Here is a 25,341-nt window from a genome sequence, read left to right as displayed (position 1 = left end):
TTCGGGTTCAGACACTCAGGTGCCTGTTCAACTGCTCTTTCTTGGCCTCGAGATCGGCCGCTTCTATCTGCTCAACCACTCGTCCGTGCTCAATCACATAGTGTCGGTCGGCCAGCGGAGCGGCAAAGCGGAAGTTCTGCTCAACCAGAATGATGGTGAATCCCCGGTCACGCAGTTTGCGGATGACATCATCCAGGGATTTGAGGATAACCGGCGCAAGCCCTTCGGTGATCTCGTCCAGTAACAGGAGATTGGCGCCGGTACGAAGGATGCGGGCAATGGCCAGCATCTGTTGCTCGCCCCCGGAGAGCTTGGAGCCCTGGCTTTTGCGGCGCTCTTCAAGATTCGGGAACATTTTGTAGATCTCGTCCGCGGACATCCCGCCATCGGCCACCACGGGGGGAAGCTCCAGGTTCTCGTCCACGTTGAGAGACGCAAAAATCCCCCGCTCCTCGGGGCAATACCCCAGCTTGCCAACGTGGGCAATGCGGTGGGTGGGCATGTTGATGATTTCGGTGCCGTGGATCTTGATGGAGCCGGTGCGTTTGCTGACCAGCCCCAGAATCGACTTGAGCGTGGTCGTGCGTCCGGACCCGTTGCGGCCAAGCAGGGTAATTACCTCGCCTTCCCGCAGAGTCAGATCGAGGCCATGGAGAATGTGGGATTCGCCGTACCAGGCGTGAAGATTCTCGATTTTGAGCATTTCCGGGCGTTGATCAGGCTGCATCGGTGGTTCCCATGTAGGCTTCCATGACGGCGGGGTTGGTCGATACCGTGTCGTAGTTGCCTTCAGCCAACACCTCCCCGCGGTTCAGGACGGTGATGGTGTCGGCCAGCGTGGACACCACATTGAGGTTGTGCTCAACCATCACGATGGTTCTGCCATCCACCACCTTGCGAATCAGCTCGGTGACCGTGCCTACGTCCTCTGAACTCATGCCCTGGGTGGGTTCATCAAGCAGCATGAGCCTGGGTTTGAGTGCAATGGTGGTGGCAATCTCCAGCGCCCGCTTCTGTCCGTAGGCGAGTTCCACCGCCTTGGTATCGGCAAAGGGCCCCAGGCCGACCTGTTCCAGGGTGGCCTGCGCTTCTTCATTCAGTTGATCAAGAATTCGTACCGGCCGCCAGAAGTGATAGGAAATGCCCAACTTGCGTTGCAGGGCGACCCGAACGTTTTCGCGGGCAGACAGGTGGGGAAATACCGCCGAAATCTGAAAAGAGCGAATCAGCCCCTGCTGGGCAATACCCGCGGGGCGCGCGTTGGTAATGTCTTTGCCAGCGTAGATAATCTGCCCGGCGCTGGGCTTGAGGAATTTGGTCAACAGGTTGAAAAACGTCGTTTTTCCGGCCCCGTTCGGGCCTATCAACGCATGTATGGAGCCTGTCTTGACGTTGATGCTGACGTCACTGATGGCGGTAAAGCCTTTGAAATCCTTGGTCAGGTTCCTGGTTTCAAGGATGGTTGAGGATGGTTGTGTCTGCTCGCCTGCAGCCTGCTCTTCCACGGAAAGACACCCCTTTCAATTCAGGTGAGCGGCGCTGATGCCGCGTGTTTTTATTCGTTGTTGTGACAGCTGGTTTCTTGAAAGGTCGCAAATACAGCTATTTGAACCGACATTCAGTAATAGTTGGCGAATGTGGATTCTGTCAAGAATGGGAGAGGGGAACAGTGGGGGAGACACGCCCCGTTCAGGGCGTGCCTTTAGTGGTTATTCCAGTGGTTATTCTTCGTCCCGTGGCGGGCGTTCGACCACTTTGCGCTTACCCTTGGCACACCGGGACAGGGCTTTCAGCCCGTCGGCTTCGAAGGCATCCACGCGGATGACATCGTAGAGTGCTTCCAGTGCCTCAAGAAGTTTGTCGCATTCGTCTTTCTGAACAACGCCCTGCTCGCAGGCCCAGTCCACCAGTTCCTTACGCTGATGCCCCATCAGCAGGTCGATACCGCCCAGCTCGTCTTCATCCCGATTGCGCAGGGCTTCATGCAGGCGATCGCGCATGTCCTTGGTTTCATTGGCCAGCCGGTACGCGTTCAGTACACGGCCCAAAGGGTCGTCCGGATCGGTATTGATGTAACTGCCACGGCTGATGCGCTGGCGTAGCGGCGTATCGTTCACAATGCTGGCGGCCACCTCCGTGCCCAGGGCGTCGTCCGGGCCGTTGAGGCCGGTGGCGCCCAGAGGGAACACCAGCATCCGCAGCGGCCAGCGCAACAGCGGAACCGGGAAGTTGATGATCAGCTCGCGCATGGATGTCTTGAGGTCGCGCAGACTGGTCTGAAGGCACCATTCCACCAGCGGCCGCTGGTCTTCCGGATAGCCTTCCTCGTGCCATTGCTTGATCACCGCCGTGGCGTAATACAGGTGTACAAGGCAGTCCGCCATCCGCCCGGACAGGCGCTGACGTGCCTTGAGGCCGCCACCAACCGTCAGCAGGGTGACGTCGGTCATCAGGGCAAACGCGGCCGAGAACCGGGCAAGCTGGCGATAGCTGGACTGGATGTTACCCTGGCGGGGCACGGTTTCCAGCAAGCCGCCGCTCAGTGCCAGCACTAACGAGCGTAACGCGTTGCGGGTGGTGTGGGCGATATGGCGGTAGAAGATGCCGTCGAACTTCTCGACCGCCGCCTTTTTATCGTCCATGCCCGCTGCTTCGATTTCTTCAACAATAAACGGGTGACAACGGATGGCACCCTGGCCGAACACCATCAGGCTGCGGGTCAGGATGTTTGCGCCTTCCACCGTGATGCCGATGGGCACCGCCTGGTACGCCCTGGCCAGGAAGTTGCGGGGGCCGGTAATAACACCGCGGCCGGCAACCACGTCCATGGCATGGTTGATCACCGTGCGCATCAAGTCGGTATTGCGGTACTTGAGCACCGCTGACGGCACGGAGGGGCGTACACCCCGGTCCAGCATGCCGGATGTCAGTAATCGGGCGGCATCCATCATGTAGGTGTAGCCGGCGATGGGCTCCAGCGCTTCCTGAACCCCCTCAAACTGGCTGATAGAGCGGCCGAACTGTTCCCGGGTCAGGGCATAGGAACCTGTGGCCATGCTGGCCACTTTGCCAGCACCGGTACCCAGTGCGGGCAGGGAGATGGAACGGCCGATGGACAGGCATTCCAGCAGCATTTTCCAGCCTTTGCCCAACATGTCCTGGCCGCCAATCACCTGATCCATGGGGATAAACACGTCGTTGCCCCAGGTCGGACCGTTCATGAACACGGTATTCATTGGCAGGTGACGGGCGCCGGAGTGAACCCCTTCAAGGTCCTGTGGAACCATCACGCAGGTAACGCCGATGTCGTCGGAGTCGCCCAGTAGTTTGTCCGGGTCGTAGACCTTGATGGCCAGGCCAATCAGCGTCGCCACCGGTGCCAGTGTGATGTAGCGCTTGTTCCAGGTGACTTTCAGGCCCAGTACTTCCTCGCCATTCCACTGGCCCTTACAGACGATGCCCTTGTCCGGAATAGCTCCGGCGTCAGAACCGGCGACCGGCGACGTCAGTGCAAAGCAGGGGATTTCCTCGCCGCCGGCCAGCCGGGGCAGGTAATGTTCTTTCTGGGCATCGGTGCCGTATTCCATAAGCAGCTCGCCCGGGCCAAGCGAGTTGGGCACCATGACGGTCACAGCGGCGGATACGCTGCGGGTGGAAATCTTCATCACGATCTCGGAGTGGGCGGTGTGGGAAAAGCCCTTGCCGCCCTGTTCCTTGGGAATCATCAACCCGAAGAAGCCATTCTCGCGAATGAACTTCCAGACCTTGTTGGGCAGGTCGTACTCTTCGTGGGTGATTTTCCAGTCATCCAGCATGCCGCAAAGCTTCTCGACCGGCCCGTCGAGGAACGCCTGTTCTTCGCTGGAGAGGTGGGCCGGTTTGGCATCGAGCAGTTTCGACCACTTGGGTTGCCCGGAGAAAAGCTCGCCATCCCAGTCTACGGTGCCTGAGCGCAGGGCCTCGGCCTCGGTATCCGAGAGCTTCGGGAGCCGACCGCGCACCCAGTTCAGCAGCGGAGTGCTGAACTTCTCGCGCCGCAGGTCACCTGGGATCACCAGCACCAGGCTGAGGGCAAGCAGCCCGCCACCAAACAGTATACTGAGGATGTGCCAGCCATCCTGAAACAGCCCGACGACCGTTGCAATCACAAGCACGGTGGCGGCAGTGGTGCCGCCGATGCCAAGGTAGATCAGTACCAGCGCACTGATCAGTAGAAGCAGAACACTCATGGGCGGATCTCCATATCGAGAAGAAATTCAACCTGAATCGTTCTTACCTTCGGCCAAAGCCAGAGAGGTTGCAAGCGCTTGCGTTAGTGATCTTGACGCATCGGCGAGGATTCCGACATTGATCGTTATCTGAAGCGGTTCATACATAGCCGGCTGTAAAGACCAGGCCCAGCACAATCGGCATCACCACAAGGCTTCCGAGGTTACTCATAAGCACCAGTGAGGCTACTTTATGAGGTTCCTGTTGATACTGCTCCGCCAGCATGTAGTTCAACACAGCAGAGGGCATGGCGGCGAAGACCCACAAAGCAGCTATCTGCAGGCCCGGCAGATCCAGAATCGCTATCATTGGCCAGGCAAGAATCAACCCGGATGCAGGCGCGGAAATAGCGCCCAGAACCCCGAGTTTCCAGTCGCTGAAATCCACATCCAGCATGCGAACACCAAGCGTAAAGAGCATGAGCGGGATACACACTCCGCCTAGCATGTTCAGGGTTTCCAGCAGCCATTGTGGCATGGGTACGCCACCGAAGTTGACGGTAAGGCCGGCGATGCTTGCCGCAATAACGGGTATGCGAAGCCGTCTGATGATCGACGTGTGCGGGTCCAGCATGTAGATGCCCACCGTAAAGTGCAGCAGCATTTCCACGACAAATAGGACAACGGCCGCGGGCAGGGCTGCCTCGCCGAACGCAAATACCAGTACGGGAATGCCCATGTTGCCGGAATTGTTGAACATCATCGGCGGCAGGAAGGTTTTAAGGTTCAGGTTCAGAATCCTGGCCAGCGGATAGAGCACGATGCCGGAACCCAGAACGACCACCGTTGCCGCCAGAGCCAGGCTGGTGTAATCCTGCAGCGGAGCCTGTTGATCAGCCAGAACCGCGAACACCAGCATGGGGACGAACAGCTCCATATTGAGGGTGTTCAAGCCTTTGATGTCTGGAGTGCGATATCGGCCGTAAAGGGCACCACAACCGGCGATCAGAAAGACCGGCAACATCGTGGACAGGATCTGGGCAAGCATTCAGGGGCTCCGAGGGTCGATCAGGGTAAGCAAATAACTCGTTAGGTTCGCAATTATACCGGGTTCCAGGCAAGTAAAACCTGTGCCCTTGCGACCAAAGATAACCCCTTCTATAAGCTGGGGAAGCAGCGCCCAACTTGCACGGATTGTAACGACTGCCACAGAATAACCTTGCCTAACTCACCATCCTAGCGGAGAGCCACTTGTGCCTGAGACCTTTGACCAGCCTGTTGAGCGGGAAAACACCTGTTCCGTAAAATTTGACGCCCGCAAAGCGGTATTCGGCAAAGATGACGTTATCCCCCTATGGGTGGCGGATATGGACTTTCCAGCGCCGGAAGCGGTGACCAGGGCTCTGGAAGAACGGGCAAGGCACCCGGTATACGGTTATACACTGTTTCCGGAGAGCCTGTACCAGTCGGTGATTGACTGGTTTGAACATCGGCATGGCTGGGTCATTGAGCGGGAATGGCTAATGATGGCCCCGGGGGTGGTGCCTTCGCTGCACGCGGCGGCACTGGCGTTTGCTGGCGAAGGTGAAGGGGTGATAATACAGCCTCCGGTTTACCCGCCTTTCTTCAGTGCCATTCGGAAAACCGGTCGTGCGGTGATTGAAAACCCGCTGGAACAGGTGGATGGCCGTTATCAGATGAATCTCGAACACCTTGAGGCCTGTGCAGCGCGGGGCGATGCCAGAGTGTTGCTGCTGTGCTCGCCCCATAACCCGGTGGGAAGGGTGTGGGGCGAAAGCGAGCTCAGGGAGGTATTGGCCATTGCCAGGCGCCACAACCTGGTGGTGCTGTCGGATGAGATTCATTGCGACCTCACCTATCCGGACAAGCCTGCCCATCATGTACTGGCGAAACTGGCCGATGAGGAACAGGCCCTGATTACCACCGTAGCGCCCAGTAAATCCTTCAATATGCCCGGTCTGGGCTTGTCGGCGCTGGTGGTGAGGAATCCAGAGCATCGGAAGTTATTGAAAGACGTGTTCGACACCATGCACATGAACCAGTGCAATCCCTTCAGTATCGCCGGCTTCGAGGCCGGGTATCGCCAGGGTGGCCCGTGGCTGGACGAACTCATGATCTACCTGCAAGGCAATCGTGACAGGGTGATGGACTACATCCGCCAACACCTGCCTGACATCCGGGTAACGGAGCCGGAGGGCACCTACTTGTTGTGGCTGGACTGCCGGGGCCTGGGCATGAGCGACGCGGAACTGAAACGGTTCTTTGTGCAGGAAGCGGGTATTGGCATGAACCCGGGCATCACCTTTGGTGAGCCCGGCAGCGGGTTCATGCGTATGAATATTGGTTGCCCGCGCCGGGTTCTGGACACGGCCCTGGAGCAGATCCGGCAGGCGCTGAATAAATAACCGGATCAGTCGGCGTTTTCAGCGCCGTTACTGCAGGGATCGTCTACCGGCTGCCAGTGAGGCGGCTGGCTCATGCCTGGCATCTGGCCGTTGCTGGGGCGGATGGCGCGGTAAGTCTGCCCTTCATGGATGGCCATCTGGCCCACGGTATAGCTGCCGCCAAAGCTCCATCGCCCGGGTTCTTTGCAGGCCTGTGGGCGCTCGTTGGAGGCTTTTACAGGCGGTTGGCCGGCGTCGGTCGGTGCCTGTGGCTGACGGTTCAGCCCACCTTCCGATTTGCGCTCAGCGACGTTGCTGTCATCACGACCGACGCCGCAATCAGGCACAGACGCCAGTCTTTCCCATTCGAAATCCGCACCGGGTGTTTTACCCTCGTGGAGTTCGCGGGACTGGTACCAGTCACCCTGGTGAAAGACCGCCTGTCCCGGTGGGTAATAGCGGCTCGGTATCCAGGTATTTTCCTCAGGATCGCAGGGGGCAGCGACCGCTGGGGTGTTGAAAGCCGCCAGTATCAGTACGCCGGCCCATCTGAAGCGCCTTGTCATGCCATTGACCATGAATGCCTGCCTTGTCGATATTTGTTGTTGGGTGCTCAACGGTATTTGCGGCGAAGTTCGGTGGTTCGGGTGGCCAGGAACAGTCCGGCCAGAATCAGAAGGCCGCCAATAACATGGAACAGGCCCAGGCGTTCCCCGAGGAAAATGCCCGCCATCACCGACGCAAATACAGGGGTGAGGTACATGAAGATGGCCGCTTTTGCAGGACCAATCCGATGCACCCCATGATTCCAGAACGCGTAAGCCAGAATACCGGGGAAGATTGCAAAATACATCATGGGCAGCGCGGTTGATGCGTTCAGCTCGAATCCACCTGAGAAGAACAGTAGGTCCACCAGGAAAAACGGCAAGATCACCATAGTGCCGCAGGCGATCTGGACGGTCAGAAAGGTCAGCGGTGGCAATGGTACCGCTTGGCGGCGAAGCAGTACTGAGAACAAGCCCCAACTGGATACCGCCAGTACCATGATCAGATCACCGGGTTGCGCCCGCAAACCGGTCAGTACCGAGAGGTCCCCCCGCGCCACAACCGCCAGGATGCCCAGTACCGCCAGCCCGATTCCGAGAGCCTGAATGGGGCGTGTGCGATCTCCCAACAGTAACCAGGCCAGTAACGCCACCATGATGGGTATGGTGGCGTTAATCAGCGCGATGTTGGTGGCCGTGGTGGTCACCGCGGCAAAATAAAGCAGCGAGTTGAACGCCGCCACACTGAACGTGGCGAGTGCCAGTATCGACAGTGCGTGTTCGCGGATGACCCGGCGCTGGCGCCAGACCCCCGGCAGCCCGAAGGGCAGGAGTATCGTCAGGGCAATCACCCAGCGCCAGAACGACATGGACAGGGGAGGAATCTCGCCAACCACACTTTTGGCCACCACGGCGTTGCCCGCCCAGAACAACGGGGTCAGGACCAGGCCGGTGTAGGCCAGCCATAGTGGTTTCGGGGTTTCTGAGGGCACACCGACTCCTGTCAGGGTTTTTGGGTTTCTGATCTGGTTCGGAAGCCCGAAGGATACTACGCCCTGCGAGCTAATGCCTTGTTACCAAAGTGGTAGTGGAGATATTGGTTGATCGTATCCGGCTGGTGACTGTCTGATTGGGTGTCAGGATTTCTTACAAGCCCGCTGCTGGATAAATGCAGGATTCAATATAGATTCTTGTTTTAGATTGGAAATTCAGATGTTGGTATAGCAGGTGCCTGTATGGCGGGGCAGTAAAACGAATGAAATGTGGGATAACCCAGGGAGCAGCTATGCGACATCTTAAACTCACCATTGCACTACTGATTTCCATGTGCCTGCCGGCCATGGCAAGCGCGGCAATGATTTCTGCCAGCTATCAGGTCAACCTGAATGATTCAGACCCCGGACTGGTTGTTGATTCTGCAGACTATGCAGCCAACCCGTTTTCTTTTGATCTGAATGCCGGTGAAAGTACGACCTTTAATCTGTTCAAAATCTGGACGACTGAAGGCACGGTCAACAGCGATGACAAAGTCGCCAAACCGATTTCCGTCGATTTCAACTTCACAGCACCGGAACTGATGAGTGGCTCTGTCAACGGGAACACCTCCGGAGATTCCGTACTCTTTGGCCTTTACCAGGAAGGTGTGCTGTCCTGGAACGGTTCGCTTGACCTGGTGTTTGGCGCATTGGGCGATGGTCTGCTTCGTGTGTCCCTCCTCGACACCACTTTTAACGAAGGCATCTTTGGGCTGGGCAGCTACGGCTCCAAGGTTAAGGCGAAGATTGAACTGATTTCTGAAGCCAGCGAAGTACCAGAGCCTGGAACTCTGGCCATCCTGAGCCTCGGTCTTCTCGGTATGGGGCTGCGTGCCCGCCGCCGTTCAGCCTGAACGGTTGCGTTTAGTATCCTGACAGTTGAACGATAAAATCGGGTCAGAGCTTGCTCTGACCCGATTTTTTATTCTCCCGGCACTTCCGCTTCTGTGCCGACGTGATAGGCCGCAAAACCGGCCATGACCACCTGATCCACCGCCATGCCGATAATTCGGCCGCTGCTGCGGGCGCGGATGGGATGCTGGGCGTTGGTGATGGGATCCGAAACATAACCCAGGATTTCACCTTCAGAAACCTTGGCCCCCAGCTTGGTTTCGCTGAACAGAATGCCGCCGTGTTCGGCCCGTATCCACTCGGAATCGTAATAGACGGGTTCGGGGTCTCCCCAGACGAACATCCTTGAGATCATGCCTTCCTTGTCCATCAGACTGGTCAGGCTGTTCACCCCGGCCTTGATCTGGTGCTCCTGGATTCGCAGTGATTCACCGGCCTCCATGGTGACGGACCGGATACCGGCTTCGACAGCGGCGTGACGAAGCATGCCGGTGGTGCCTGTACTGTGGACGACTGCCATGCGGTCAAATCCACGGGTGAGTTCCGCCACTTCCGGGTTATTCATGTCCGCACGCAGTTGGGGCAGGTTGGTGCGCTTGAGAGACCCGGTGTGGATATCCACCAACATGTCGCAATGACGGATTACGTTCTCGAACAGCGAGTGGGCAATCCGGTCCGCCAGGCTGCCATCGGTGCTGCCGGGGAAGTGACGATTGAGGTCACGGCGGTCGGGCAGGTAGCGGCTGCCTTGCTGGAAACCCGGCAGGTTGACGATGGGAATGCCGATCACCCGGCCGGAGAGCTTGTCTGGCTCCAGGTCGTACATGGTGCGGCGGATGATCTCGATGCCGTTGAGTTCATCACCGTGAACGGCACCGGTCAGGCATAGGTTAGGGCCGGGTTTGGCGCCATTGACCACCAGAACCGGTGTTGGTTGCGACAGGCCGGCAATCTGGATGGCAGGGGACCAGGCCAGGCGAGTCGACGTTCCGGGCAGAACCTCGGCACCGAGCATTTTCAGGCTGGTGGCCTTTTCGGGTTCCGTCACCTCAGCAGACTCTTCCACGCCGTTATCATCGGTCGCCGTTGCGGGGTCTGCGCCCTGGGCAGTGGGTTTGGGCTGATCCGCCGTTGCGTCGGGCTTCGAAGGTTCGGGCTCCGAAGTCTTCGACTCCGCTGGTTCAGCGGGCTTTGGAGGCGGCGCCACCTCCTTTAAATCAACATTGGGGGCCACTTCTTCCACGGCCGGTTCTGCCATGGAATCTGGTGTTTTATCCTGTGAGGCGAGCTCCTCATCGGATTTCTGAGTGGTGTCTGCTTTACCGCTATTCTTTTTCGGTTCAGACGAGCGCAAGGGTTCCGAATGCTCGACATCCTCAACACTCTCGTCCTCGGCAAGCTCCGCGACGAGCATCTCCGTGTTATCGGAGTCATCGGACTTGTTTGCGTAGACGGCAGGGATTGCGACCAGGCTGCCAGTCAGGGTAAACATCAGGCCAGCGCGAAACAGATGTGTCAGCCAGCGATACAGCATAATTCCTCTCGAGTCTTCAGCCAGTTTGAGGCTCGTTGTCCGATCTGTGAAAACGGTACAAGGATAGAGACCCCATTGTTTCATGAATACGGCTGTGACAAAGGTTTAATGCCACTTTCATGAACTCATTGTGTAATTCCGCAAAATGACCTATTCAAAGAGGTTACAGGATGCGGATTGCAGTTCTGTATCCGTTATACGTTCGATGGAGGATAAACTGTATGGATCTTTTGCGAGTTCTGGTTGCGATTTTGTTACCGCCGTTGGGCGTCTTTTTACAGGTGGGGATTGGCAAGCACTTCTGGATCAACATCCTGTTGACGATTCTCGGTTACATTCCCGGTATCGTGCACGCCGTCTGGATCATCGCGAAAAAATAGGCCGCCCCTGAGCAGGAACCAAGTGTCTGTGAGGGGCGGGCTTCAAATGTCGGGAGTGGTGCGCCAGATGTCGCCTTCTCGCGCAGCCCGGCCATCTGCCTCCAGTTTTAGCAGGTGCGCCAGCGCGGAGCGGGCGGCGACGCCATGGATCGCCGCTGGAACATCGTCATAGGCCTTTGCGGTCAGATCTTTCAGGCTGGCCGGGGCGAGGCTTTTCAGCACCCTGACAACCTTGTGCTCCCGTGCCAGACGATGCGTGATGAGATAATCGATCACCGATTCGGGGCGTGCCATCAGGAAACCGTGGGCAGGCGCTATGTAACGCACGGACTCGGCCAGCAGGTCGTACAGCGACTCCAGGTAGGCCTTCATGTCACCGTCTGGCGGATTAATGACCACGGTGGAGCCCTGCATGATGTGGTCTCCGGAAAACAGCAGCTCTTGTTCCAGGAGCAGATAGCAAAGATGGTTGGAGGCATGCCCCGGGGTGTAAAGGGCTTTCAGGGTGCCAGCCTCGGTGACGATCAGGTCACCATTCACCGGCTCTACATCCGGCGAAAACGTCTGGTCCTGGGCCGGGCCTTCGGGAGCCGGCTGGCCGTAAACGCGACAGCCGGTTCTTGCCTTCAGTGCCACTGTTGCCGGCGAGTGGTCCTGGTGGGTATGAGTGACCACCACTTGATCAATCGCTCCACCAGTGAGTTCCAGAATGCGCTCAATATGCGTTGCGTCGTCCGGGCCGGGGTCCAGTACCGTAAACCGTTTGTGGCCAAGCACATAGGTGTTGGTGCCGGGGCCGGTCATCATTCCCGGGTTTGGCGCTGTCAGGCGAATCACACCGGCCGCCACCTCCACCGGTTTCCCGGGAACAATGTCCGCGTGTGTAGAGCCTGCACCCTCCGGGTCCAGCTTGACCGCTTCATCATAGGCGGGTGCCCCCGGCTCCAGCATCGTGGTCCTGTCTTTCTTGACCACCGGCCAAGGCTTGTTGGGATAGGGTTCCGGCGGATTAGCGTGGACATAGCGCATGAGGGCTTCCGTGGTGCCGAACTCCGCCAGTATCCGCAGCGTCCCAATGGTTGGTAACCCTAGCAGGCGGCGGCCACTGCGATGATCTTCCAGGGCTTCCGCCGGGCTCAGCCATACGTGGTCAATGGTTTCATTGCCGTCATGACTTGCCCGTTGCCCTTCCGGTGCCACTGCAATGAAGAAGCGGGTATCAAAGCGCCGGGGAGGTCCCGGCGGTGTCACCCAGTGCCCGAGGTAGCCCAGACGGTCCAGGGGAATGGTGAGGTTATAGCGATGGCACAGTTCCGCCAGGGTTAACTCACCTTTAAACAGAGCTTCGCGGTCGCTGTGAATGGGATGGTCCTGAGTCAGCGCAGCCCCTTTTTCATCAACGGCTAACAGAATGCCGGCTTCCTCAAAACACTCCCGGACAGCCGCAAGCATGTAGTCGGCGCCACCTTCATCCATAGCCATTGTCTGGCTGATTTCAGTGTCAGCCCGCCCGATTGCGTGGGCCCGCCCATTGTTTTCCTGATCGTCGACAGAACCACCGGGAAAGACAAAATAGCCCGGCATGAATACCGCGTCCCAGGTTCGTTGCAGCAACAGTATTTTCGGACCTTCGTCGGTGTCTTTGGTCAAAACCAGCGTAGCAGCAGGGCGAATATCCATGGAGTGTCCGTTGTTTTCACATAGTGGTGCGCGCCAGATTCCTGAGCGGGGATCGGGATGGCCTTTTCAAAACTGTGCGGAGCCATGGATGGCGGAGCCCAAGCGTCACATGGATGTGCTTGAGCGTGTTTTGAAAAGGCCATCCCTATCCCTGCGACTCTAAAGCCAGACGCGCCGAAAATAACTCCCAAGATAACCAATGTGCGGTCTGCTGTCTCGGGGTGTCGGCATGGTTACAACCAAGTATCATTGGGTTTACAGAAAATCCCCCCACACAGGAACGCCGACTTGGCTCGCATCAAGCTCTCTTTTCCGGATAACGCCTTTTATTTTGAAACCAAGATGCCGGTTCGGATCACCGATATCAATGGAGCCAACCATCTGGGAAACGATGCGTTAATCTCCATGCTGTCTGAAGCCAGGGCACAATTCCTGGTGAACTATGGTGTCGAGGAAGCCGACAAAAACGGCGTGGGTATTATCGTGACCGACCTGGCAACGATGTACCAATCGGAATCGTTCTTTCCGGAGATGCTCCGCTTTGAAGTGGGGCTGATGGACTTCAACAAATACGGCGGGGATTTCGTATTCCGCGTAACCAAGGCGGAGAGCGGTCAACCCGTGGCCCTGGCCAAGTACGGTTTCGTGTTCTTCAATTACCAGCGCAAATCGGTTGTGCCGATGCCAGAGAGTTTCCGCGCACGCTTCGGCGATTAGTATTTAGTCCTGGAGTGCCAGCTTTCGGATGCCTTGCCGGTAGAACAGGTAGGCCATGACACCTGCCATCAGATTGCCAACCAGCGCACCGCTCATCAGGCCGTTGATACCGCCGAGCTGTGAGCCGAGCCAAAGCAGTGGCAGAAAGCAGAGGAATAACCGCAGGACCGACACCAGCAGCGCCCGCATGGCAAGCCCCAGCGCATTGCACACCGACACCATCAGCATGCAGATGCCCAGGCCGGTATAGCTCAGCGGCACCCGAACCAGATAACTGCCCAACACATCGCTGACGGCGCGATCGCTGGTAAACAGCTCTGAGACCACTCCTGACGCTAAAAGCCAGATCAACCCAATGGCCAGTTGCCACACCACCACAAAACGAACCGCCAATCGCACGAGAACGCGAATCCGCGCAAGCTCACCGGCCCCAAGCATGCGGCCAATCATGGGCGGCATCGACATGGTCAGTGCCAGCACCACTACAATGGAGAAGAACTCGAGGCGAGTGCCCAGGCCCCAGGCCGCGACGGCGGCGGAGCCAAAGCCAGCCACCATGGCGGTCGCGAACATGGCCGAGGCTGGCGGCATCAGCTGGCTGACCATGGCCGGCGCCATGATGCCATTCAGTTGTTTCAGTGCCTTGCCGAGGGCCAGCTGGGAAAGGTCGAAGCGTATCCAGCCAGAGCGCAGCAGTTTGGGGTAGATAAACAGGCAACCGATACCGAAGGCGGTCACGGTTGCCAGGGCAGCGCCTTGCAGGCCCCACCCGAAAACGAAGATGTACAACGGGTCCAGGGCGATGTTTGCCACGCTGGTGGCGACCATCATATAGCCAGGGAGTTTGGTGTCGCCGTGGGAGCGGCACACGCTGTAGCCAAAGTAGAGCATGGCGCCGGTCCAGGCGGAGAGCAGCCAGGGTATCCAGTAGCTGCGGATCAGCGGCAGTAGGCTCTGTTCGGCACCCAGGCCAGCCATGATTTGGGTTTGCAGCAGCCAGAGGGCGATACACAGGATAATCACCAGAGTGGCGCCCACGGTGACGACGAGACCGCCCAGGCGTTCAGCACGGAGTTGGTCGCCGGCGCCTAGCGTTCTGGAGATGATGGCGGTGGTGGCGATGCCAAGGCCCACCTGCAGGCCGATGATGAGCTGCTGCATGGGCAGTGTGAAGCCCAGTGCGGCCAGTGGGTCGCGGCCGAGTTGGCCAATAAAGGCGCTGTCGACGAGTTGGAAGGTCATCAGTGACAGTACGCCGAAGAGCATGGGCCAGGTCATGGTGAACAACTGGCGCGGCAGGCTGGCTTGTGGGGTGGCGTTCGTCACGTTGGTGGCTTCTGTTCCAGGTGTTTGCTCGGTGGGCGATTCTAGCAGCTATCGGTTTGTGAGTGGGTGCAAAGGCCGGGGCGCCTTCCCCAGACACGCCGTGAACCCATCCATGGGGGCTCGGCATTGCCATCCCTGGCAATGCACGGTCTGGGGAAGGCGCCCCGGCCTTCGCACATCGATTACGGAGTCGCTTTCAGTAAGTCGGAGTGCTGGGAATCAAAGCGCCGAAAGAGCGGCTTCGTAATTCGGTTCTTCCTTGATCTCACCAACCAGCTCACTGTGCAGAACCCTGTTGTTCTCGTCCAGAACCACCACCGCGCGGGAGGTCAGGCCAGCAAGTGGGCCGTCCTGGATGGCAACACCGTAATCTTCCTGGAAGCTGTAGTTTCGGAAGCTGGAAAGGGTAGTGACATTTTCCAGGCCTTCGGCACCACAGAATCGACCGGCGGCGAAGGGCAGGTCGGCAGAAATGACCAGCACCACCGTGTTGTCCAGGCTGCTGGCTTTTTCATTGAACTTACGGGTGGAGGTGGCGCAGGTCGGGGTGTCTACGCTGGGGACAATATTCAGAACTTTGCGCTTACCAGCCCAGTTGTCGAGGGTGACGTCTTCCAGGCCCTGAGTGGTTAGGGTGAAGTTGGGGGCGGTGTCGCCGGTTTGCGGAAGGGTGCCGCTCACGGTGATTGGATTGCCGCCGAGTGTGACGTTGCTCATTTGGAACTCCCTGATACTGGTCTAATGGATTTGTGTTTAACAGCTTACTCTGTGTAGCCCATTTTGGATGTTTTTTCATCCGGGAGTCGAGTTAAGTTGGTTTCAGGCGGGCTCAAATCCGGGAGCAGGATGGCGCTGGACCATTAGCAGGTAGCTGCAGAGGGCCGCAATGGCACAGGCAGCGATGATGCCTGCCATCACCAGTGACGTGCCGTCGTGGAAGTGCCCCACGAGAGCACCCACAATGGCTGCAACCACCATCTGGGTGAAGCCGAACAGTGCGGAGGCCGAACCGGCCATTTGGGGAAAATTAGCCAGGGCCCCGGCCATGGTCTGAGGCAGGACCATGCCCACACCGACCATAAACAACGCTTGTGGCAGCACCACTGCCCATACGTTGTAAACCTGCGAGGCTGCCAGTGCGGCCATGAAGCCGCCACCGATAACCGATATCGTCAGGCCTCGCACCAGTATCTGATCTGGCGCAAACGAGCGGCCCAGGCGGATGGCCGTGAGGTTGCCGCCAATATAACCGGCCACGATACAGGCGAAGAACAGACCGAAGTGCTGGGGTTCCACGCCCAGGAAATCAATCAGCACGAACGACGAGCCTGACAGGAACGCAAACAGGCCGGCGAAGGTCAGGGAGTTGGTCAGGGTGTAGCCCAGGAAGCTGATGTCCGAGGCAATTGCCCGGTAGTTCTTCCATAGGCTGCTAACGCGAAGGGATTGCCGGTTTTCCGGGCGCATCGGCTCGGGAATACCCACTGCAACCACCACAGCCATGATGAGCGCGTAGCCACCCAGTGCCAGAAAAATTGACGACCAGCCCAAGCTGACCACCATAAAACCGCCGAGAGTTGGTGCAACAGCGGGTGCCAGGGCCATGATGCTGGCCAGAATAGCCATGATTTTTGCGGCGTCCCGTGGGGAATAGATATCCCGTACGGCTGCCCGGCCCAGCACTGGGCCGGCCGAGCCGCCAAGCGCTTGCAGGAAGCGGCACAGGATCAGTGTTTCAATATTGGTCGCAAGAGCACAAACAACGCTGGCGATCGCAAACAGCAGGAATCCGCCAATCATGATGGGCTTACGCCCGAACCGGTCCGCCAGCGGGCCGCAGACCAACTGCGCTAGGGCGAACCCGACCATGTAGATACTCAGCGTAAGCTGTACTTGACCTGTATTGGCCGAGAGCGCCTCTCCCATAGCGGGCAAGGCAGGCAGGTACATATCAATCGCCAGCGGCCCGAGGGCGACAGCGGCTGCCAATAGTATCGTTGTCCATACACTGGTGAGTGCGAGCATTACTGATCCCGGAATCTTTGGAGTACGGCACTGGGTGAGAGCCGGCCTTCTGAAACACGCTGTAAATACATCCCTGTACGCTCGGCTCCGCCATCCATGGCTCCGCACGGTTTCAGAAGGCCGGCTCTCACCCAGCGCTCAATCTGATATGGGGAGTCTACGCTCGTCCTGTCCTGGGATAACGGCCAGCTATTTCATACAATGTATGAACAAATCAGATGAATTAGGTATTGAGGCCATTGATGGTCGCTGCTACGCCGTTGACGTGGTTTCGAATCCAGCGGTGAGCGGGGTCGTTCTGGTTGCGTTTGTGCCACAGCATCAGCAATGTGAATGGCTTGTAGTCGAACGGTAGGGGCGTCCATGCAAACTGCTGCAGTAAGTCCTCACTCATGCGCTTGGGTGCTGTTGCGAGCATGTCAGTGCCTTGCAGGAAGGCTGGCAGGCCGGAAAAATTGGACACGGTTACGGCGGTTCTCCGGGTCAATCCCTGGGCGGCTAACGAACCTTCGAAAGCTGTTTTTTCACCCGTGCCAAACAGGATGGCGATGTGGTCCGCCTTCAGGTAATCCGCCAGGGACTCCGGGGCCTGGCGGATGGCGGGATCGTAGAAAACCACCATCTGATCCGCCATCAGGCCCCGCTGCATGATGTCGGTAGCTTCCGGTGCGTGAGGGGAAATAATCAAGTCACACAAGTCTTTACGCAACATGTCGGCGGTCGGAATGCCCGAGGGGACAACCTGCAAGCGGATGCCAGGCGCTTCTTGTCGGATCACGGACAACAGTCCGGGTAACAGCAGGTCGCGCTGATAGTCGTTGGCGGCGATGGTGAAGGTGAACTCGGCCGTGGCCGGGGCAAACGGCGGCCCGGAAGACAGGGAGTGCAGGTCGTCCAGTATCTGGCGAATGTGTGGGCCGGCCTGGAGAGCATACCGGGTGGGGACAATGCCTCGGCCGGATTTGACGAACAGAGCGTCGCCCAGGGCCTGGCGTAATCGGTCCAGGGTGTGGCTGACAGCCGATTGACTCACGCCCAGTCGCACAGCAGCTCGAGAAACGCTGCCCTCATCCAGCACTGCAATGAAGGTGCTGAGGGAGCGAATGTCGAGGTTAAATGTATCAACAGGGTTCATGAATAGCAGTGTACCCGAGGCGTGGGAGGTTGCCCATTCCGGAGTACTTTGTTGTTGGTGGTTTGAGTAAGCATTCAAAAAACGATGCGGACTGGTTTACGATGTCGTGACACTGGTTGAACAAATTTAGGAGCACCCGATGAAACCGATCCTGGCGTTCGATGTATACGGAACCCTGGTGGACCCTATGGGAATGGCAGACCTGTTGGCGCCGGACGCAGGCCAGGCGGCGGAGTCCGTGAGTGCCCAGTGGCGGGAAAAACAGTTGGAGTTTTCCTTTCGCAAGGGGCTGATGCGCATGTACGAGGATTTCGGGGCCTGCACGCGGCAGGCGCTAAGGTATGCGATGGCCAGCCATGGGTTGAGCTTAAGTGGAGAGCGGGAAGATGAGTTGATGGGGGCCTATCTGTCCCTGCCTGCGTTTGACGACTCGTTGCCGGCACTGGAATCCCTGCAGGGCGAGTATCGAATGTTTGCCTTTTCCAATGGCACCTATCCGGCGTTGGAGAAGGTGCTGGGGCATAACCATTTGTTGGATCAGTTTGAGGGGCTGGTGTCGGTGGATGACATCAAGAGCTTCAAGCCGGACCCGGCGGTGTATGCCTATGCACGACGGGCAACCGGGGCGATGGATAAGCCTCTGTGCCTGGTGTCCAGCAACGCGTGGGATGTGATTGGTGCCCGGGCGGCGGGGTTGACGGCCATCTGGGTGCAGAGGGATGCCGGGAAGGTGTTTGAAGATTGGGGGGTTGAGCCTAATGCGGTGGTTCGGAGTCTTTCTGAGCTACCTGCTACATTGGATAACCTTTAACTTCCGGGGTGGCGCGTCTCGTAGCGTCCCTTCCAAAACACGCCTCAAGACGTCCTGTTCGGCTTGGGCTCCGCCATCCATGGCTCCGCACAGTTTGGAAGGGACGCTACGAGACGCGCTTCCGACTTATGTGCCGGCGGTCTCCCAGTCGCGCGTTCTGTGTGATTCAGTCCGATCTTTCAGCCAACCACTCCGCCATCTCCAGCCAACTTTCCTTCGGCGCCTTGCTGCCGGCCAGAATGCCCATGTGACCCCCGGGGGTAACCCGGAAAGTGACGTCCTTCGAGCTGACATGGTCTTCGATGCGTTTCACCGCGCCGGGGGTTGCCAGGGTGTCGGTATCGCCGGCGATGGCAAGTAAGTTGGCGTTTACATTCTCCAGCCGGGCGACGTCTTCGCCGATCTGGATCTGGCCTTTGGAGAGTTCGTTGTCGATCCACAGGCGTACTACCGCGTCCTGCACGATGCCGCCCGGGTAGGCGACCATGCGGTCGAGGAAGGCGGAGGTGGTGGCGTGGCTGGCGACGAAGTCGCGGTCGCCCAGGCGGACGATGAGTTCCCAGTAGCCCATCACGCTGCCGATGGGGTTGGTGAGTTTGAAGCCGATGGTGTTGGCCCAGCCCGGAGAGTGGAACCAATGAGGTTTCACGTCATGCAGGCGGAAGCCGGTGCGCTTACGGACGAAATCGGCGACGTCGGACACCCGCTGGTACATCAAACCCATCAGGCCTGACGCGTGGCTGTCGATGGGCGAACCCAGCACGATGGCGTTGCGGATGTGCTGGTCGCGGCTGAGGGCAGAATAGAACAGCGTGAACATGCCGCCCAGGCTCCAGCCGTGCAACGACAGCTCCTGCTCACCGCTGTGCTCCCGCACCCGGTTCAGGTATGCCGGCAGCAACTCCGCCACGTAGGTGTGCAGGTTGTAGTGACTGTGCTGGCGCGTGGGTACGCCCCAGTCGATCAGGTACACCTCAAACCCCTTGGCCCGCAGGAATCGCACCAGGCTACGCTGGGGAAACAGGTCGTAGATCAGCATGTTCACCGCCAGTGGCGGCACGATTACGATGGGCGTCTTGTGGGGCGAGCGCTCCACATCAATCATCTCGCCGTCCAACTCGATAAAATCCTCGGCCAGCGGCGGGTAGTATCGCAGGCTCACCAGCCCATCGGTGTACAAGGTCTCGAACGGTGTCTGTCCTGCCTGCACCAGGCTGGCGGCCCGGAATACGCGGTCGAAGGCGTTACCGGCGTATAGTGCCGTCTGGCGGGTTATTCCCGAGGCTTTGTTGAAAGCGTAGCTGAGCGGGTCGGGCATAGAGGTTTCCATAAGGTTTATGTCGAGAACAGGTTCGGAATAAGACTAGACTACCTATACAGATCGGAACTATGGCAAGAACGTCCACCACTAATGGCAAACCGGTCACTTCAGGCCACTGCCCAAACCTGCCAACCATTGGTATCATTCAGCCATCTTAAAAAACCAACAACAGGACCACCATGCTCAGCTTCCTGCCAGCTCCCGTTATCGGCGTCATCAGTTCCATCCTCCTGGGGCTGAATACCCTGTTCTGGTGCCTGCTTCTCTACATCCCGGCGATATTGAAGCTGATTATTCCCCACACCGGTTTCCGGGTTCTGTGCACCAAAGTTATTATCTGGATCGCCGAAGCCTGGGTTGCCTGCAACACCGGCTGGATGAAACTTACCCAAGGCACGGAATGGACCGTCCACGGCGACGAAAAGCTTAAACGGGAAAGCTGGTACCTGGTGTTGAGCAACCATCAAAGCTGGGTCGACATCTTCGCCATGCAGCGGGTGTTCAACCACCGTGCACCGTTTCTGAAGTTCTTCCTCAAGCAACAACTGATCTGGGTGCCGGTCATAGGGTTGGCCTGGTGGGGGCTGGATTTCCCGTTCATGAAACGCTACACCCGTGAGTACCTGATCAAGCATCCTGAAAAGCGCGGTGAAGATCTTAAAGCGACCCGTACGGCCTGTGAGAAGTTCCGCTACACCCCGGTGAGCGTGATGAATTTCGTCGAAGGCACGCGCTTTACCCAGGCCAAGCACGACAAGCAGAAATCAAAATACACCCACCTGCTGACGCCCAAGGCCGGTGGCGTGGCCTTTGTGCTGGATGCCATGGGCGACTCCATCGAAACACTGGTGGATGTCACGATTGCCTATCCGGGGGGCGCTCCAACGTTCTGGGATTTCATGTGTGGAAGGGTGAGTAAAGTCGGCATGGAGATCGACACAGTTACCATCCCGGCGCACCTGAAGGGCCGGGATTATGCCACTGATGCAGAGCACCGAAAAAACGTGAAGAACTGGCTGGCAGAGCAGTGGCGTGCCAAAGATGAGCGGCTGACGCGTATGCTCTCCAGCCGCTCTGCTGATAATACCTACTGAGACGAGGCAAGGGCCGTCGCGAACTCAGGATAAATCTGGCTGGTCGCTTGGATGACGTCGCTGAAGTTTGGGTCTGATCCGTACTCTGATTTCAGGTATCGGGCCATGTCAGTCAGTGACCGGAAACTCATGTCGGACGTTGCTCTGACATACTCCCATCCGCCGATGCTCTCAATGGCGGTACTGCGACCAACGTCCTTGCCGACCTTTGAGCCGACCATGCCGCCGATAAAGCTTCCAAACGGCACGGATTCAAGGGCTTTGTTGGCGGCATAGGCGCCCGCCACTGCTCCTACCGCACTGCCGGCGGTGGCGCCAATATTGGCATTCAAGGCCTTGTTCACCCATTCGGCGGTTACTCGGTCGCTGGTGTAAGGGCTCATGAAGCTGCCGGTATTGTCATGGATGACCAGGCTTTTCCTCGCTTTGGCTTCGGCCTGGTGTTTCAAGTCAGCTTGATGCTGCTTGACCAGAAGGAAATCGCTTTGTGTGGCTAAGGCGCGTTGAAGTGTCACCTCCCGGGGTTCGCTATTGGCGGCATTCAGCAAGGTTAACTGGAGCTCCGTGCCTGGCGTTCCGCGAATCAGCCACACGAGCTGACTGAGTTTGAGATTATCCACCGGATACGGTTTTCCATCCAGAGTCGGGCGGATGGCGATAATCTGATCACCAACGGCCAGTTGTTCACTGGTCGCTGCCGGGCCGTTCGGCGTCAGCCACGAAACAAAGAAGCCTTCCTCTGTTTTTTCCAACGAAGCGCCGATAAGACCGTCGCCGGGTTTGTCTGCTTCCGGAATAGGATGGCTGCTGACGTCTGACGGTAAGAACTGACCAATGTCGTCCTGACACCACCATGTATAGGCAAACGATTCGGGGCGCACCGTTACGGCTGCCTGTTCCGGGTAGATTTTTATCTGCTCTCCCGCCGAGTCCAATCGAACGCACTGCGTCAGACCGGCCCAAAACAGTTGGTTACTCGACATGAGCGCGGGATCGGTGGGCGTCTCAGGTTTACTGGCGCAGCCACCCAGCGCAACGACGATGGGAAGCAGGAGCAAGGTAGGCTTCAATTGGAACGTCATGAAACAACAGTCCTTCTCAGGTTAGGTCGGGTATTGAGCGTTAACGGGCAACGCTTGCCAGGGTCTGGAGTGCGAGTTCACCACCGATTTCATCCAGCGTGACGGAGTGCTCCACTTTCTGGAAACCATGGTCGGTTGCTTTCCATTGACGAGCCTTGTCCTTCTCGGGAGGGACACCGTTGGAACTCAACATGGCGCGAATCGAACCGTTGTGAACGTCCAGTACTTCAATTTCGAACCGGTCATCGGCGATTCGGCGGAATACCAATAGCATGTCAGCGTGTTCACCCAGTGCTCGCATCTCGAGACGGCGTTGATCCGGCGACAGGCGTGAGAAATCGCCGGTTTCCAGGGCATTGTCGGTGATGCGCATGATCGCATTTCGGTCCACCACGGTGACGCCGGCTTCTGTCAGTTGGCTGACCAGGCCGCTCTGCAGTTCAAAGGCGGGGCTTGCCGGGCCAGTCGTTCGGTTCGAGCGGTACTCTCCCTGCGCAGCGATCTGGCTTTGCCCCTGCAGGTCGACGTTGCCGTCCGGAACGTTGCCTTTCAGCGAGCCCCGAGCGGATACTACGCCCCGGGTGCTACTGCGCCAGTCACTAACCTGATCGTCAAACGCCCGGTTCCAGAACACGGCCACTCTGGGCATGTTGCCGTCAAACGCTGCGCGGAAACGATCGAGGATCGCCTCCTCACTTTCCAGCCGTTGGGGGGCCGAGCGCTCATTTTGTAGATCGCTATCGGTCAACGGCTTCTGGGCCGGCGCCATCATCGGTGCCGCTTCATGACTCTGGCTGGCGGCCAGGCTGAGGCCCGGTGTGAGCGCACAGAATACAATGGCGAGATGTTTCATCAGTTCAGCTCCCGTACTTCCACGCGGTACTGCAGAGGCTGAGCGGTGGTAGACAGTTCGCGGTAAGTGGAGAGGCTGTTGGCCGGTACTGTCGTCCGCTGCCAGGTAGGCTTCACATCAGTCGGTACGCCATCCTGGTCGAAGAACTGGGTTCGGGCTTCAACCTGATAGTCATAATCGGTGTGGTTGCGCAGGACGGCGTATACCTCGGTTGTGCCCGTCGCGGTTGCACGCTGACCATGCTGAACCACCGACAACCGATAGCGCTCACCGTCGCCGAACAGGCCGCCAGACCAGGTGCGCTTCAGATTATAGTCGCTGAACACCACGGAATTCATGGTGACTGGCGCCGTGCGCTCAGTCAGATCGGTGCTGTCAGAGGGCAGGCTGGTACAGCCCACCAGCAGACCGAGCCCCATGGTTGCTGCGGTCAATGTTTTAACGAGAGGGTTCATTGAGTTTCTCCTGGATTCGGGCGACGGGAGGTGGCAAAGGCCAGGCCCGCCCCGCGACCATCAAAATGGAATGAGGTTGAGTCCGTGAGCCCTGGGATAGGCTGATCGTACTGATCGAGGAAGCGAACGACGACTGGCTCCCCCTCGGCAGCGGTCACCGGTATGACATGAATGGTGTCTGGCAGTCCGGCCCAATAGCGTATGTCGGCACGGGTATTGGCGGAGGCTGAAAGACCATCTGCGGCCACGCTGATCAGGCTCACAGCAGCGAAACCGGCACCCAGTGCACCACCGGCCGCGGCACTGGCACCCGCCAGTATGCTGTCCTGACTGACCGTGCTCAGGGTCGAGCCGACGGCTCGGGTATTTTCCTTGAACTGGATCTGACCTTCCACGATACGGTCGATGGCGCGTCCACCCCGGGTTGAGGCCTGGAAAAAGACATCTTCCATGGGGTAAACCGACGACCACTCTTCGCCATTCCGGACTTCGGCGCCAACATCCCGGAAGTTCTTGCCCCGTCGATACACCAACTGATAGTGACCAACGCCGTCACCAAGTTTGCGGGGCGATTTCCCGGTTTCAACAATCAGCAAGGCATTGTCGTTGGCTTCCGGAATGGGAGCATCGGGACGATACAGTTTGAGCTCTTCAAAATGCTCTGCCGCCAGTTGGTCACTGCCCATTTGAAGAGCGGACCAGCCAGCAAGGTATAACAACAGCGCGAAATCCGTGCTGTTCTGCTCTTCCTCCGCGAAGGCATCCTGCAGCAGACCCGCCAGAAAGCTGGCGCGAGCGTTGCCGTAGTCGCCGTCTTCCAGGTAGATGAGTCCAAGGTAGAAGTACACCATGGCCCGCTCGTAGGGTTCGCCCTTGAAGTCTTTCTCCGCTTCCTCGTACCAGATGCTGCGTGCCCTTCTGGCTGCATCTGAATCGGCGTAGACGTTCTCGATCTCAAGCCGGGCCTGGGTCAGTGTGTTTTTGGCCTCATCCCGATAGCCGGCCCGGTACGCCTTGACCCCGATTTCCATCAGGTTCAGCACCTTGTTGCGAGGCCCTTCTTCAAACAGGTTCTGGAAGTCAGCCCGGAGAGCCGCAGGCTTGCTGTTTACCAGGCTCTGTTCAGATGGAGCGAGCGTTGCACGGTCATAAACCTTGGGGCCACTCGCGCAGCCAGCGATAGCACCGGCCAGAATCGTGGCCAGCGCTGGTTTTACCAGTTGCTTATCGATAGACCACATTGTCTTTGGCCGCCTTTCTCATTTCATAGAGTCCGCTCCAGACAATGGTGCCAAGCTCAAGATCGACCATTTCAAAACTGATCTGGCTGTAGCGGGATTGAGTACCGGTGTCGCGGTCGATGGCGTCCAGTGATGAGATGCGACCACCCATGCGGAAATCAGCGCCAGCCTGTGCCGCGGTCTGGCGAATCGTACCGCCATCCACGGCACCGTCACGCTTAAGGTCACGCTCTTTCTGAACCATGTCCGAGAAGTGACGCCCCACGAAAACCATCCGGCCATTGGCGGCCCGGTTGAGTTCGATACGCAGGCGGTCGGTGAGCATGTTGGTGTTGACCACCGAGGTGCTCTCGTTCTTGATGTACTCGTTGTCGATGATAATGCGAGGCGGAGTAGAGCGACCGGTCAGCATCGGGTTGGCCAGCATATCCCGCATCATCTGGTCGGTGATAGCAACAACGTCCTGGCTTTCAATACCAACGCCGCCAACTCGGCCAGTGCTGGAAACATCTTCGTAGACCGTAGGTTTACCTTTGACGTTCTCGATGTTTCCGGCGCATCCGGACAGAACCAGAGTCGCCGTTGCCAGGGCGCAAGCCGCTGTGAGTGCAGTTTTTCTAAGCATTCCATTCTCCATTTGATG

At 58.2% G+C, this 25,341-nt stretch carries 24 protein-coding genes; 6 read left to right on the top strand and 18 right to left on the bottom strand.

Annotated features, from left to right (window positions below; all coding sequences use genetic code 11):
- Positions 1-7: 7 nt before the first annotated feature.
- From AXW11_RS10790 to AXW11_RS10775, 4 genes are all read right to left on the bottom strand, one after another.
- Positions 8-727, bottom strand: coding sequence for an ABC transporter ATP-binding protein (locus tag AXW11_RS10790; protein WP_041332967.1), 720 nt, complete (start codon positions 725-727; stop codon positions 8-10).
- Positions 717-1,505 carry an ABC transporter ATP-binding protein gene (locus AXW11_RS10785; RefSeq protein WP_091643085.1) on the bottom strand — a complete coding sequence of 263 codons (789 nt, stop codon included), beginning with the start codon at positions 1,503-1,505 and terminating at the stop codon, positions 717-719. The genes AXW11_RS10790 and AXW11_RS10785 overlap by 11 nt, the downstream gene beginning before the upstream one ends.
- Positions 1,506-1,721: 216 nt before the next feature.
- Positions 1,722-4,229, bottom strand: a complete 2,508-nt coding sequence (locus AXW11_RS10780; RefSeq protein WP_091643087.1) for an acyl-CoA dehydrogenase — start codon at positions 4,227-4,229, stop codon at positions 1,722-1,724.
- A gap of 139 nt (positions 4,230-4,368) precedes the next feature.
- A complete protein-coding gene (locus AXW11_RS10775; protein ID WP_036211478.1) occupies positions 4,369-5,256 on the bottom strand; it encodes an AEC family transporter in 888 nt (295 codons plus the stop codon).
- A gap of 205 nt (positions 5,257-5,461) precedes the next feature.
- Between AXW11_RS10775 and AXW11_RS10770 the strand changes: the two genes are divergently transcribed.
- The gene (locus tag AXW11_RS10770) at positions 5,462-6,634 is read left to right on the top strand and encodes a MalY/PatB family protein (protein ID WP_091643090.1); all 1,173 of its coding nucleotides are present in this window, start codon (positions 5,462-5,464) and stop codon (positions 6,632-6,634) included.
- Between the two features lie 5 nt (positions 6,635-6,639).
- On the opposite strand, the gene AXW11_RS10765 is transcribed toward AXW11_RS10770, so the two are convergent.
- Together AXW11_RS10765 and AXW11_RS10760 are read right to left on the bottom strand one after the other, a co-directional pair.
- Positions 6,640-7,179, bottom strand: coding sequence for a carbohydrate-binding protein (locus tag AXW11_RS10765; protein WP_228209977.1), 540 nt, complete (start codon positions 7,177-7,179; stop codon positions 6,640-6,642).
- Positions 7,180-7,226: 47 nt separating this feature from the next.
- Complete coding sequence (locus AXW11_RS10760) at positions 7,227-8,150, bottom strand: DMT family transporter (RefSeq protein ID WP_036211473.1); 924 nt, start codon at positions 8,148-8,150, stop codon at positions 7,227-7,229.
- 293 nt (positions 8,151-8,443) lie between these two features.
- On the opposite strand from AXW11_RS10760, the gene AXW11_RS10755 reads away from it, so the two are divergent.
- Entirely contained in the window at positions 8,444-9,046 is a 603-nt protein-coding gene (locus AXW11_RS10755; protein ID WP_177190635.1) for a PEP-CTERM sorting domain-containing protein, read from the top strand.
- A gap of 68 nt (positions 9,047-9,114) precedes the next feature.
- On the opposite strand, the gene AXW11_RS10750 is transcribed toward AXW11_RS10755, so the two are convergent.
- Entirely contained in the window at positions 9,115-10,578 is a 1,464-nt protein-coding gene (locus AXW11_RS10750) for a succinylglutamate desuccinylase/aspartoacylase domain-containing protein (RefSeq protein WP_091643097.1), read from the bottom strand.
- Positions 10,579-10,799: 221 nt separating this feature from the next.
- On the opposite strand from AXW11_RS10750, the gene AXW11_RS10745 reads away from it, so the two are divergent.
- The gene (locus AXW11_RS10745) at positions 10,800-10,958 is read left to right on the top strand and encodes a YqaE/Pmp3 family membrane protein (RefSeq protein WP_007155136.1); all 159 of its coding nucleotides are present in this window, start codon (positions 10,800-10,802) and stop codon (positions 10,956-10,958) included.
- Positions 10,959-11,000: 42 nt separating this feature from the next.
- Here AXW11_RS10745 and AXW11_RS10740 read toward each other — a convergent pair whose 3' ends face one another.
- Entirely contained in the window at positions 11,001-12,638 is a 1,638-nt protein-coding gene (locus AXW11_RS10740) for an MBL fold metallo-hydrolase (protein WP_091643100.1), read from the bottom strand.
- A 288-nt stretch (positions 12,639-12,926) separates the two neighbouring features.
- On the opposite strand from AXW11_RS10740, the gene AXW11_RS10735 reads away from it, so the two are divergent.
- Positions 12,927-13,355, top strand: a complete 429-nt coding sequence (locus tag AXW11_RS10735) for a thioesterase family protein (RefSeq protein ID WP_036211464.1) — start codon at positions 12,927-12,929, stop codon at positions 13,353-13,355.
- A gap of 3 nt (positions 13,356-13,358) precedes the next feature.
- Here the strand turns inward: AXW11_RS10735 and AXW11_RS10730 are convergent, their stop codons facing one another.
- The 4 genes from AXW11_RS10730 to AXW11_RS10715 all read right to left on the bottom strand — a co-directional run bounded on the left by AXW11_RS10730 (position 13,359) and on the right by AXW11_RS10715 (position 17,841).
- On the bottom strand, positions 13,359-14,633 hold the full coding sequence (locus AXW11_RS10730) for an MATE family efflux transporter (RefSeq protein ID WP_051947109.1): 1,275 nt from the start codon (positions 14,631-14,633) through the stop codon (positions 13,359-13,361).
- Positions 14,634-14,900: 267 nt separating this feature from the next.
- A complete protein-coding gene (gene tpx / locus AXW11_RS10725; protein ID WP_036211458.1) occupies positions 14,901-15,398 on the bottom strand; it encodes a thiol peroxidase in 498 nt (165 codons plus the stop codon).
- A gap of 102 nt (positions 15,399-15,500) precedes the next feature.
- Positions 15,501-16,706: a Bcr/CflA family multidrug efflux MFS transporter gene (locus tag AXW11_RS10720; RefSeq protein ID WP_075194675.1), complete on the bottom strand. Its 1,206-nt coding sequence runs from the start codon at positions 16,704-16,706 to the stop codon at positions 15,501-15,503.
- 223 nt (positions 16,707-16,929) lie between these two features.
- On the bottom strand, positions 16,930-17,841 hold the full coding sequence (locus tag AXW11_RS10715; protein ID WP_036211452.1) for a LysR family transcriptional regulator: 912 nt from the start codon (positions 17,839-17,841) through the stop codon (positions 16,930-16,932).
- A 139-nt stretch (positions 17,842-17,980) separates the two neighbouring features.
- On the opposite strand from AXW11_RS10715, the gene AXW11_RS10710 reads away from it, so the two are divergent.
- On the top strand, positions 17,981-18,652 hold the full coding sequence (locus AXW11_RS10710; RefSeq protein ID WP_075194676.1) for a haloacid dehalogenase type II: 672 nt from the start codon (positions 17,981-17,983) through the stop codon (positions 18,650-18,652).
- A gap of 166 nt (positions 18,653-18,818) precedes the next feature.
- On the opposite strand, the gene AXW11_RS10705 is transcribed toward AXW11_RS10710, so the two are convergent.
- Complete coding sequence (locus AXW11_RS10705) at positions 18,819-19,970, bottom strand: alpha/beta fold hydrolase (protein ID WP_091643103.1); 1,152 nt, start codon at positions 19,968-19,970, stop codon at positions 18,819-18,821.
- A 182-nt stretch (positions 19,971-20,152) separates the two neighbouring features.
- Here AXW11_RS10705 and yihG point away from each other — a divergent pair, with 182 nt between their 5' ends.
- Positions 20,153-21,067, top strand: a complete 915-nt coding sequence (gene yihG, locus AXW11_RS10700) for a 1-acylglycerol-3-phosphate O-acyltransferase, YihG family (protein WP_075194678.1) — start codon at positions 20,153-20,155, stop codon at positions 21,065-21,067.
- Here the strand turns inward: yihG and AXW11_RS10695 are convergent.
- From AXW11_RS10695 to AXW11_RS10675, 5 genes are read right to left on the bottom strand one after another with little or no spacing between them, the layout of a single operon-like run.
- A complete protein-coding gene (locus tag AXW11_RS10695) occupies positions 21,061-22,149 on the bottom strand; it encodes a S41 family peptidase (RefSeq protein WP_091643106.1) in 1,089 nt (362 codons plus the stop codon). The two genes, yihG and AXW11_RS10695, sit on opposite strands and share 7 nt — an antisense overlap.
- Before the next feature lie 40 nt (positions 22,150-22,189).
- Positions 22,190-23,002: a hypothetical protein gene (locus AXW11_RS10690; protein ID WP_091643109.1), complete on the bottom strand. Its 813-nt coding sequence runs from the start codon at positions 23,000-23,002 to the stop codon at positions 22,190-22,192.
- Entirely contained in the window at positions 23,002-23,457 is a 456-nt protein-coding gene (locus AXW11_RS10685; RefSeq protein ID WP_075194681.1) for a YcfL family putative periplasmic lipoprotein, read from the bottom strand. Before AXW11_RS10685 ends, AXW11_RS10690 begins: the two co-directional genes overlap by 1 nt.
- Positions 23,454-24,698 (bottom strand): COG3014 family protein, encoded by a 1,245-nt coding sequence (locus AXW11_RS10680; protein ID WP_091643111.1) that lies wholly within the window; start codon positions 24,696-24,698, stop codon positions 23,454-23,456. The genes AXW11_RS10685 and AXW11_RS10680 overlap by 4 nt, the downstream gene beginning before the upstream one ends.
- Positions 24,682-25,323, bottom strand: coding sequence for an LpoB-related protein (locus AXW11_RS10675; RefSeq protein ID WP_091643114.1), 642 nt, complete (start codon positions 25,321-25,323; stop codon positions 24,682-24,684). The genes AXW11_RS10680 and AXW11_RS10675 overlap by 17 nt, the downstream gene beginning before the upstream one ends.
- Between the last annotated feature and the right edge of the window lie 18 nt (positions 25,324-25,341).

It is taken from the genome of Marinobacter sp. Hex_13 (assembly GCF_001566815.1).
Lineage (GTDB): Bacteria > Pseudomonadota > Gammaproteobacteria > Pseudomonadales > Oleiphilaceae > Marinobacter > Marinobacter salarius.
Note: the sequence above shows the minus strand (reverse complement) of the source record. Positions and strands in the feature narration are given on the sequence as shown.

What these genes read in the sequence shown, in the direction of transcription:
- AXW11_RS10710 (WP_075194676.1), top strand. Translation starts at nt 17,981, where the DNA reads ATGAAACCGATCCTGGCGTTCGATGTATACGGAACCCTGGTGGACCCT.
- AXW11_RS10745 (WP_007155136.1), top strand. Translation starts at nt 10,800, where the DNA reads ATGGATCTTTTGCGAGTTCTGGTTGCGATTTTGTTACCGCCGTTGGGC.
- tpx (WP_036211458.1), bottom strand. Translation starts at nt 15,398, where the DNA reads ATGAGCAACGTCACACTCGGCGGCAATCCAATCACCGTGAGCGGCACC.
- AXW11_RS10780 (WP_091643087.1), bottom strand. Translation starts at nt 4,229, where the DNA reads ATGAGTGTTCTGCTTCTACTGATCAGTGCGCTGGTACTGATCTACCTT.
- yihG (WP_075194678.1), top strand. Translation starts at nt 20,153, where the DNA reads ATGCTCAGCTTCCTGCCAGCTCCCGTTATCGGCGTCATCAGTTCCATC.
- AXW11_RS10790 (WP_041332967.1), bottom strand. Translation starts at nt 727, where the DNA reads ATGCAGCCTGATCAACGCCCGGAAATGCTCAAAATCGAGAATCTTCAC.
- AXW11_RS10755 (WP_177190635.1), top strand. Translation starts at nt 8,444, where the DNA reads ATGCGACATCTTAAACTCACCATTGCACTACTGATTTCCATGTGCCTG.
- AXW11_RS10765 (WP_228209977.1), bottom strand. Translation starts at nt 7,179, where the DNA reads ATGACAAGGCGCTTCAGATGGGCCGGCGTACTGATACTGGCGGCTTTC.
- AXW11_RS10740 (WP_091643100.1), bottom strand. Translation starts at nt 12,638, where the DNA reads ATGGATATTCGCCCTGCTGCTACGCTGGTTTTGACCAAAGACACCGAC.
- AXW11_RS10720 (WP_075194675.1), bottom strand. Translation starts at nt 16,706, where the DNA reads ATGCTCGCACTCACCAGTGTATGGACAACGATACTATTGGCAGCCGCT.
- AXW11_RS10695 (WP_091643106.1), bottom strand. Translation starts at nt 22,149, where the DNA reads ATGACGTTCCAATTGAAGCCTACCTTGCTCCTGCTTCCCATCGTCGTT.
- AXW11_RS10675 (WP_091643114.1), bottom strand. Translation starts at nt 25,323, where the DNA reads ATGCTTAGAAAAACTGCACTCACAGCGGCTTGCGCCCTGGCAACGGCG.
- AXW11_RS10685 (WP_075194681.1), bottom strand. Translation starts at nt 23,457, where the DNA reads ATGAACCCTCTCGTTAAAACATTGACCGCAGCAACCATGGGGCTCGGT.
- AXW11_RS10715 (WP_036211452.1), bottom strand. Translation starts at nt 17,841, where the DNA reads ATGAACCCTGTTGATACATTTAACCTCGACATTCGCTCCCTCAGCACC.
- AXW11_RS10730 (WP_051947109.1), bottom strand. Translation starts at nt 14,633, where the DNA reads ATGACCTGGCCCATGCTCTTCGGCGTACTGTCACTGATGACCTTCCAA.
- AXW11_RS10690 (WP_091643109.1), bottom strand. Translation starts at nt 23,002, where the DNA reads ATGAAACATCTCGCCATTGTATTCTGTGCGCTCACACCGGGCCTCAGC.
- AXW11_RS10775 (WP_036211478.1), bottom strand. Translation starts at nt 5,256, where the DNA reads ATGCTTGCCCAGATCCTGTCCACGATGTTGCCGGTCTTTCTGATCGCC.
- AXW11_RS10705 (WP_091643103.1), bottom strand. Translation starts at nt 19,970, where the DNA reads ATGCCCGACCCGCTCAGCTACGCTTTCAACAAAGCCTCGGGAATAACC.
- AXW11_RS10680 (WP_091643111.1), bottom strand. Translation starts at nt 24,698, where the DNA reads ATGTGGTCTATCGATAAGCAACTGGTAAAACCAGCGCTGGCCACGATT.
- AXW11_RS10750 (WP_091643097.1), bottom strand. Translation starts at nt 10,578, where the DNA reads ATGCTGTATCGCTGGCTGACACATCTGTTTCGCGCTGGCCTGATGTTT.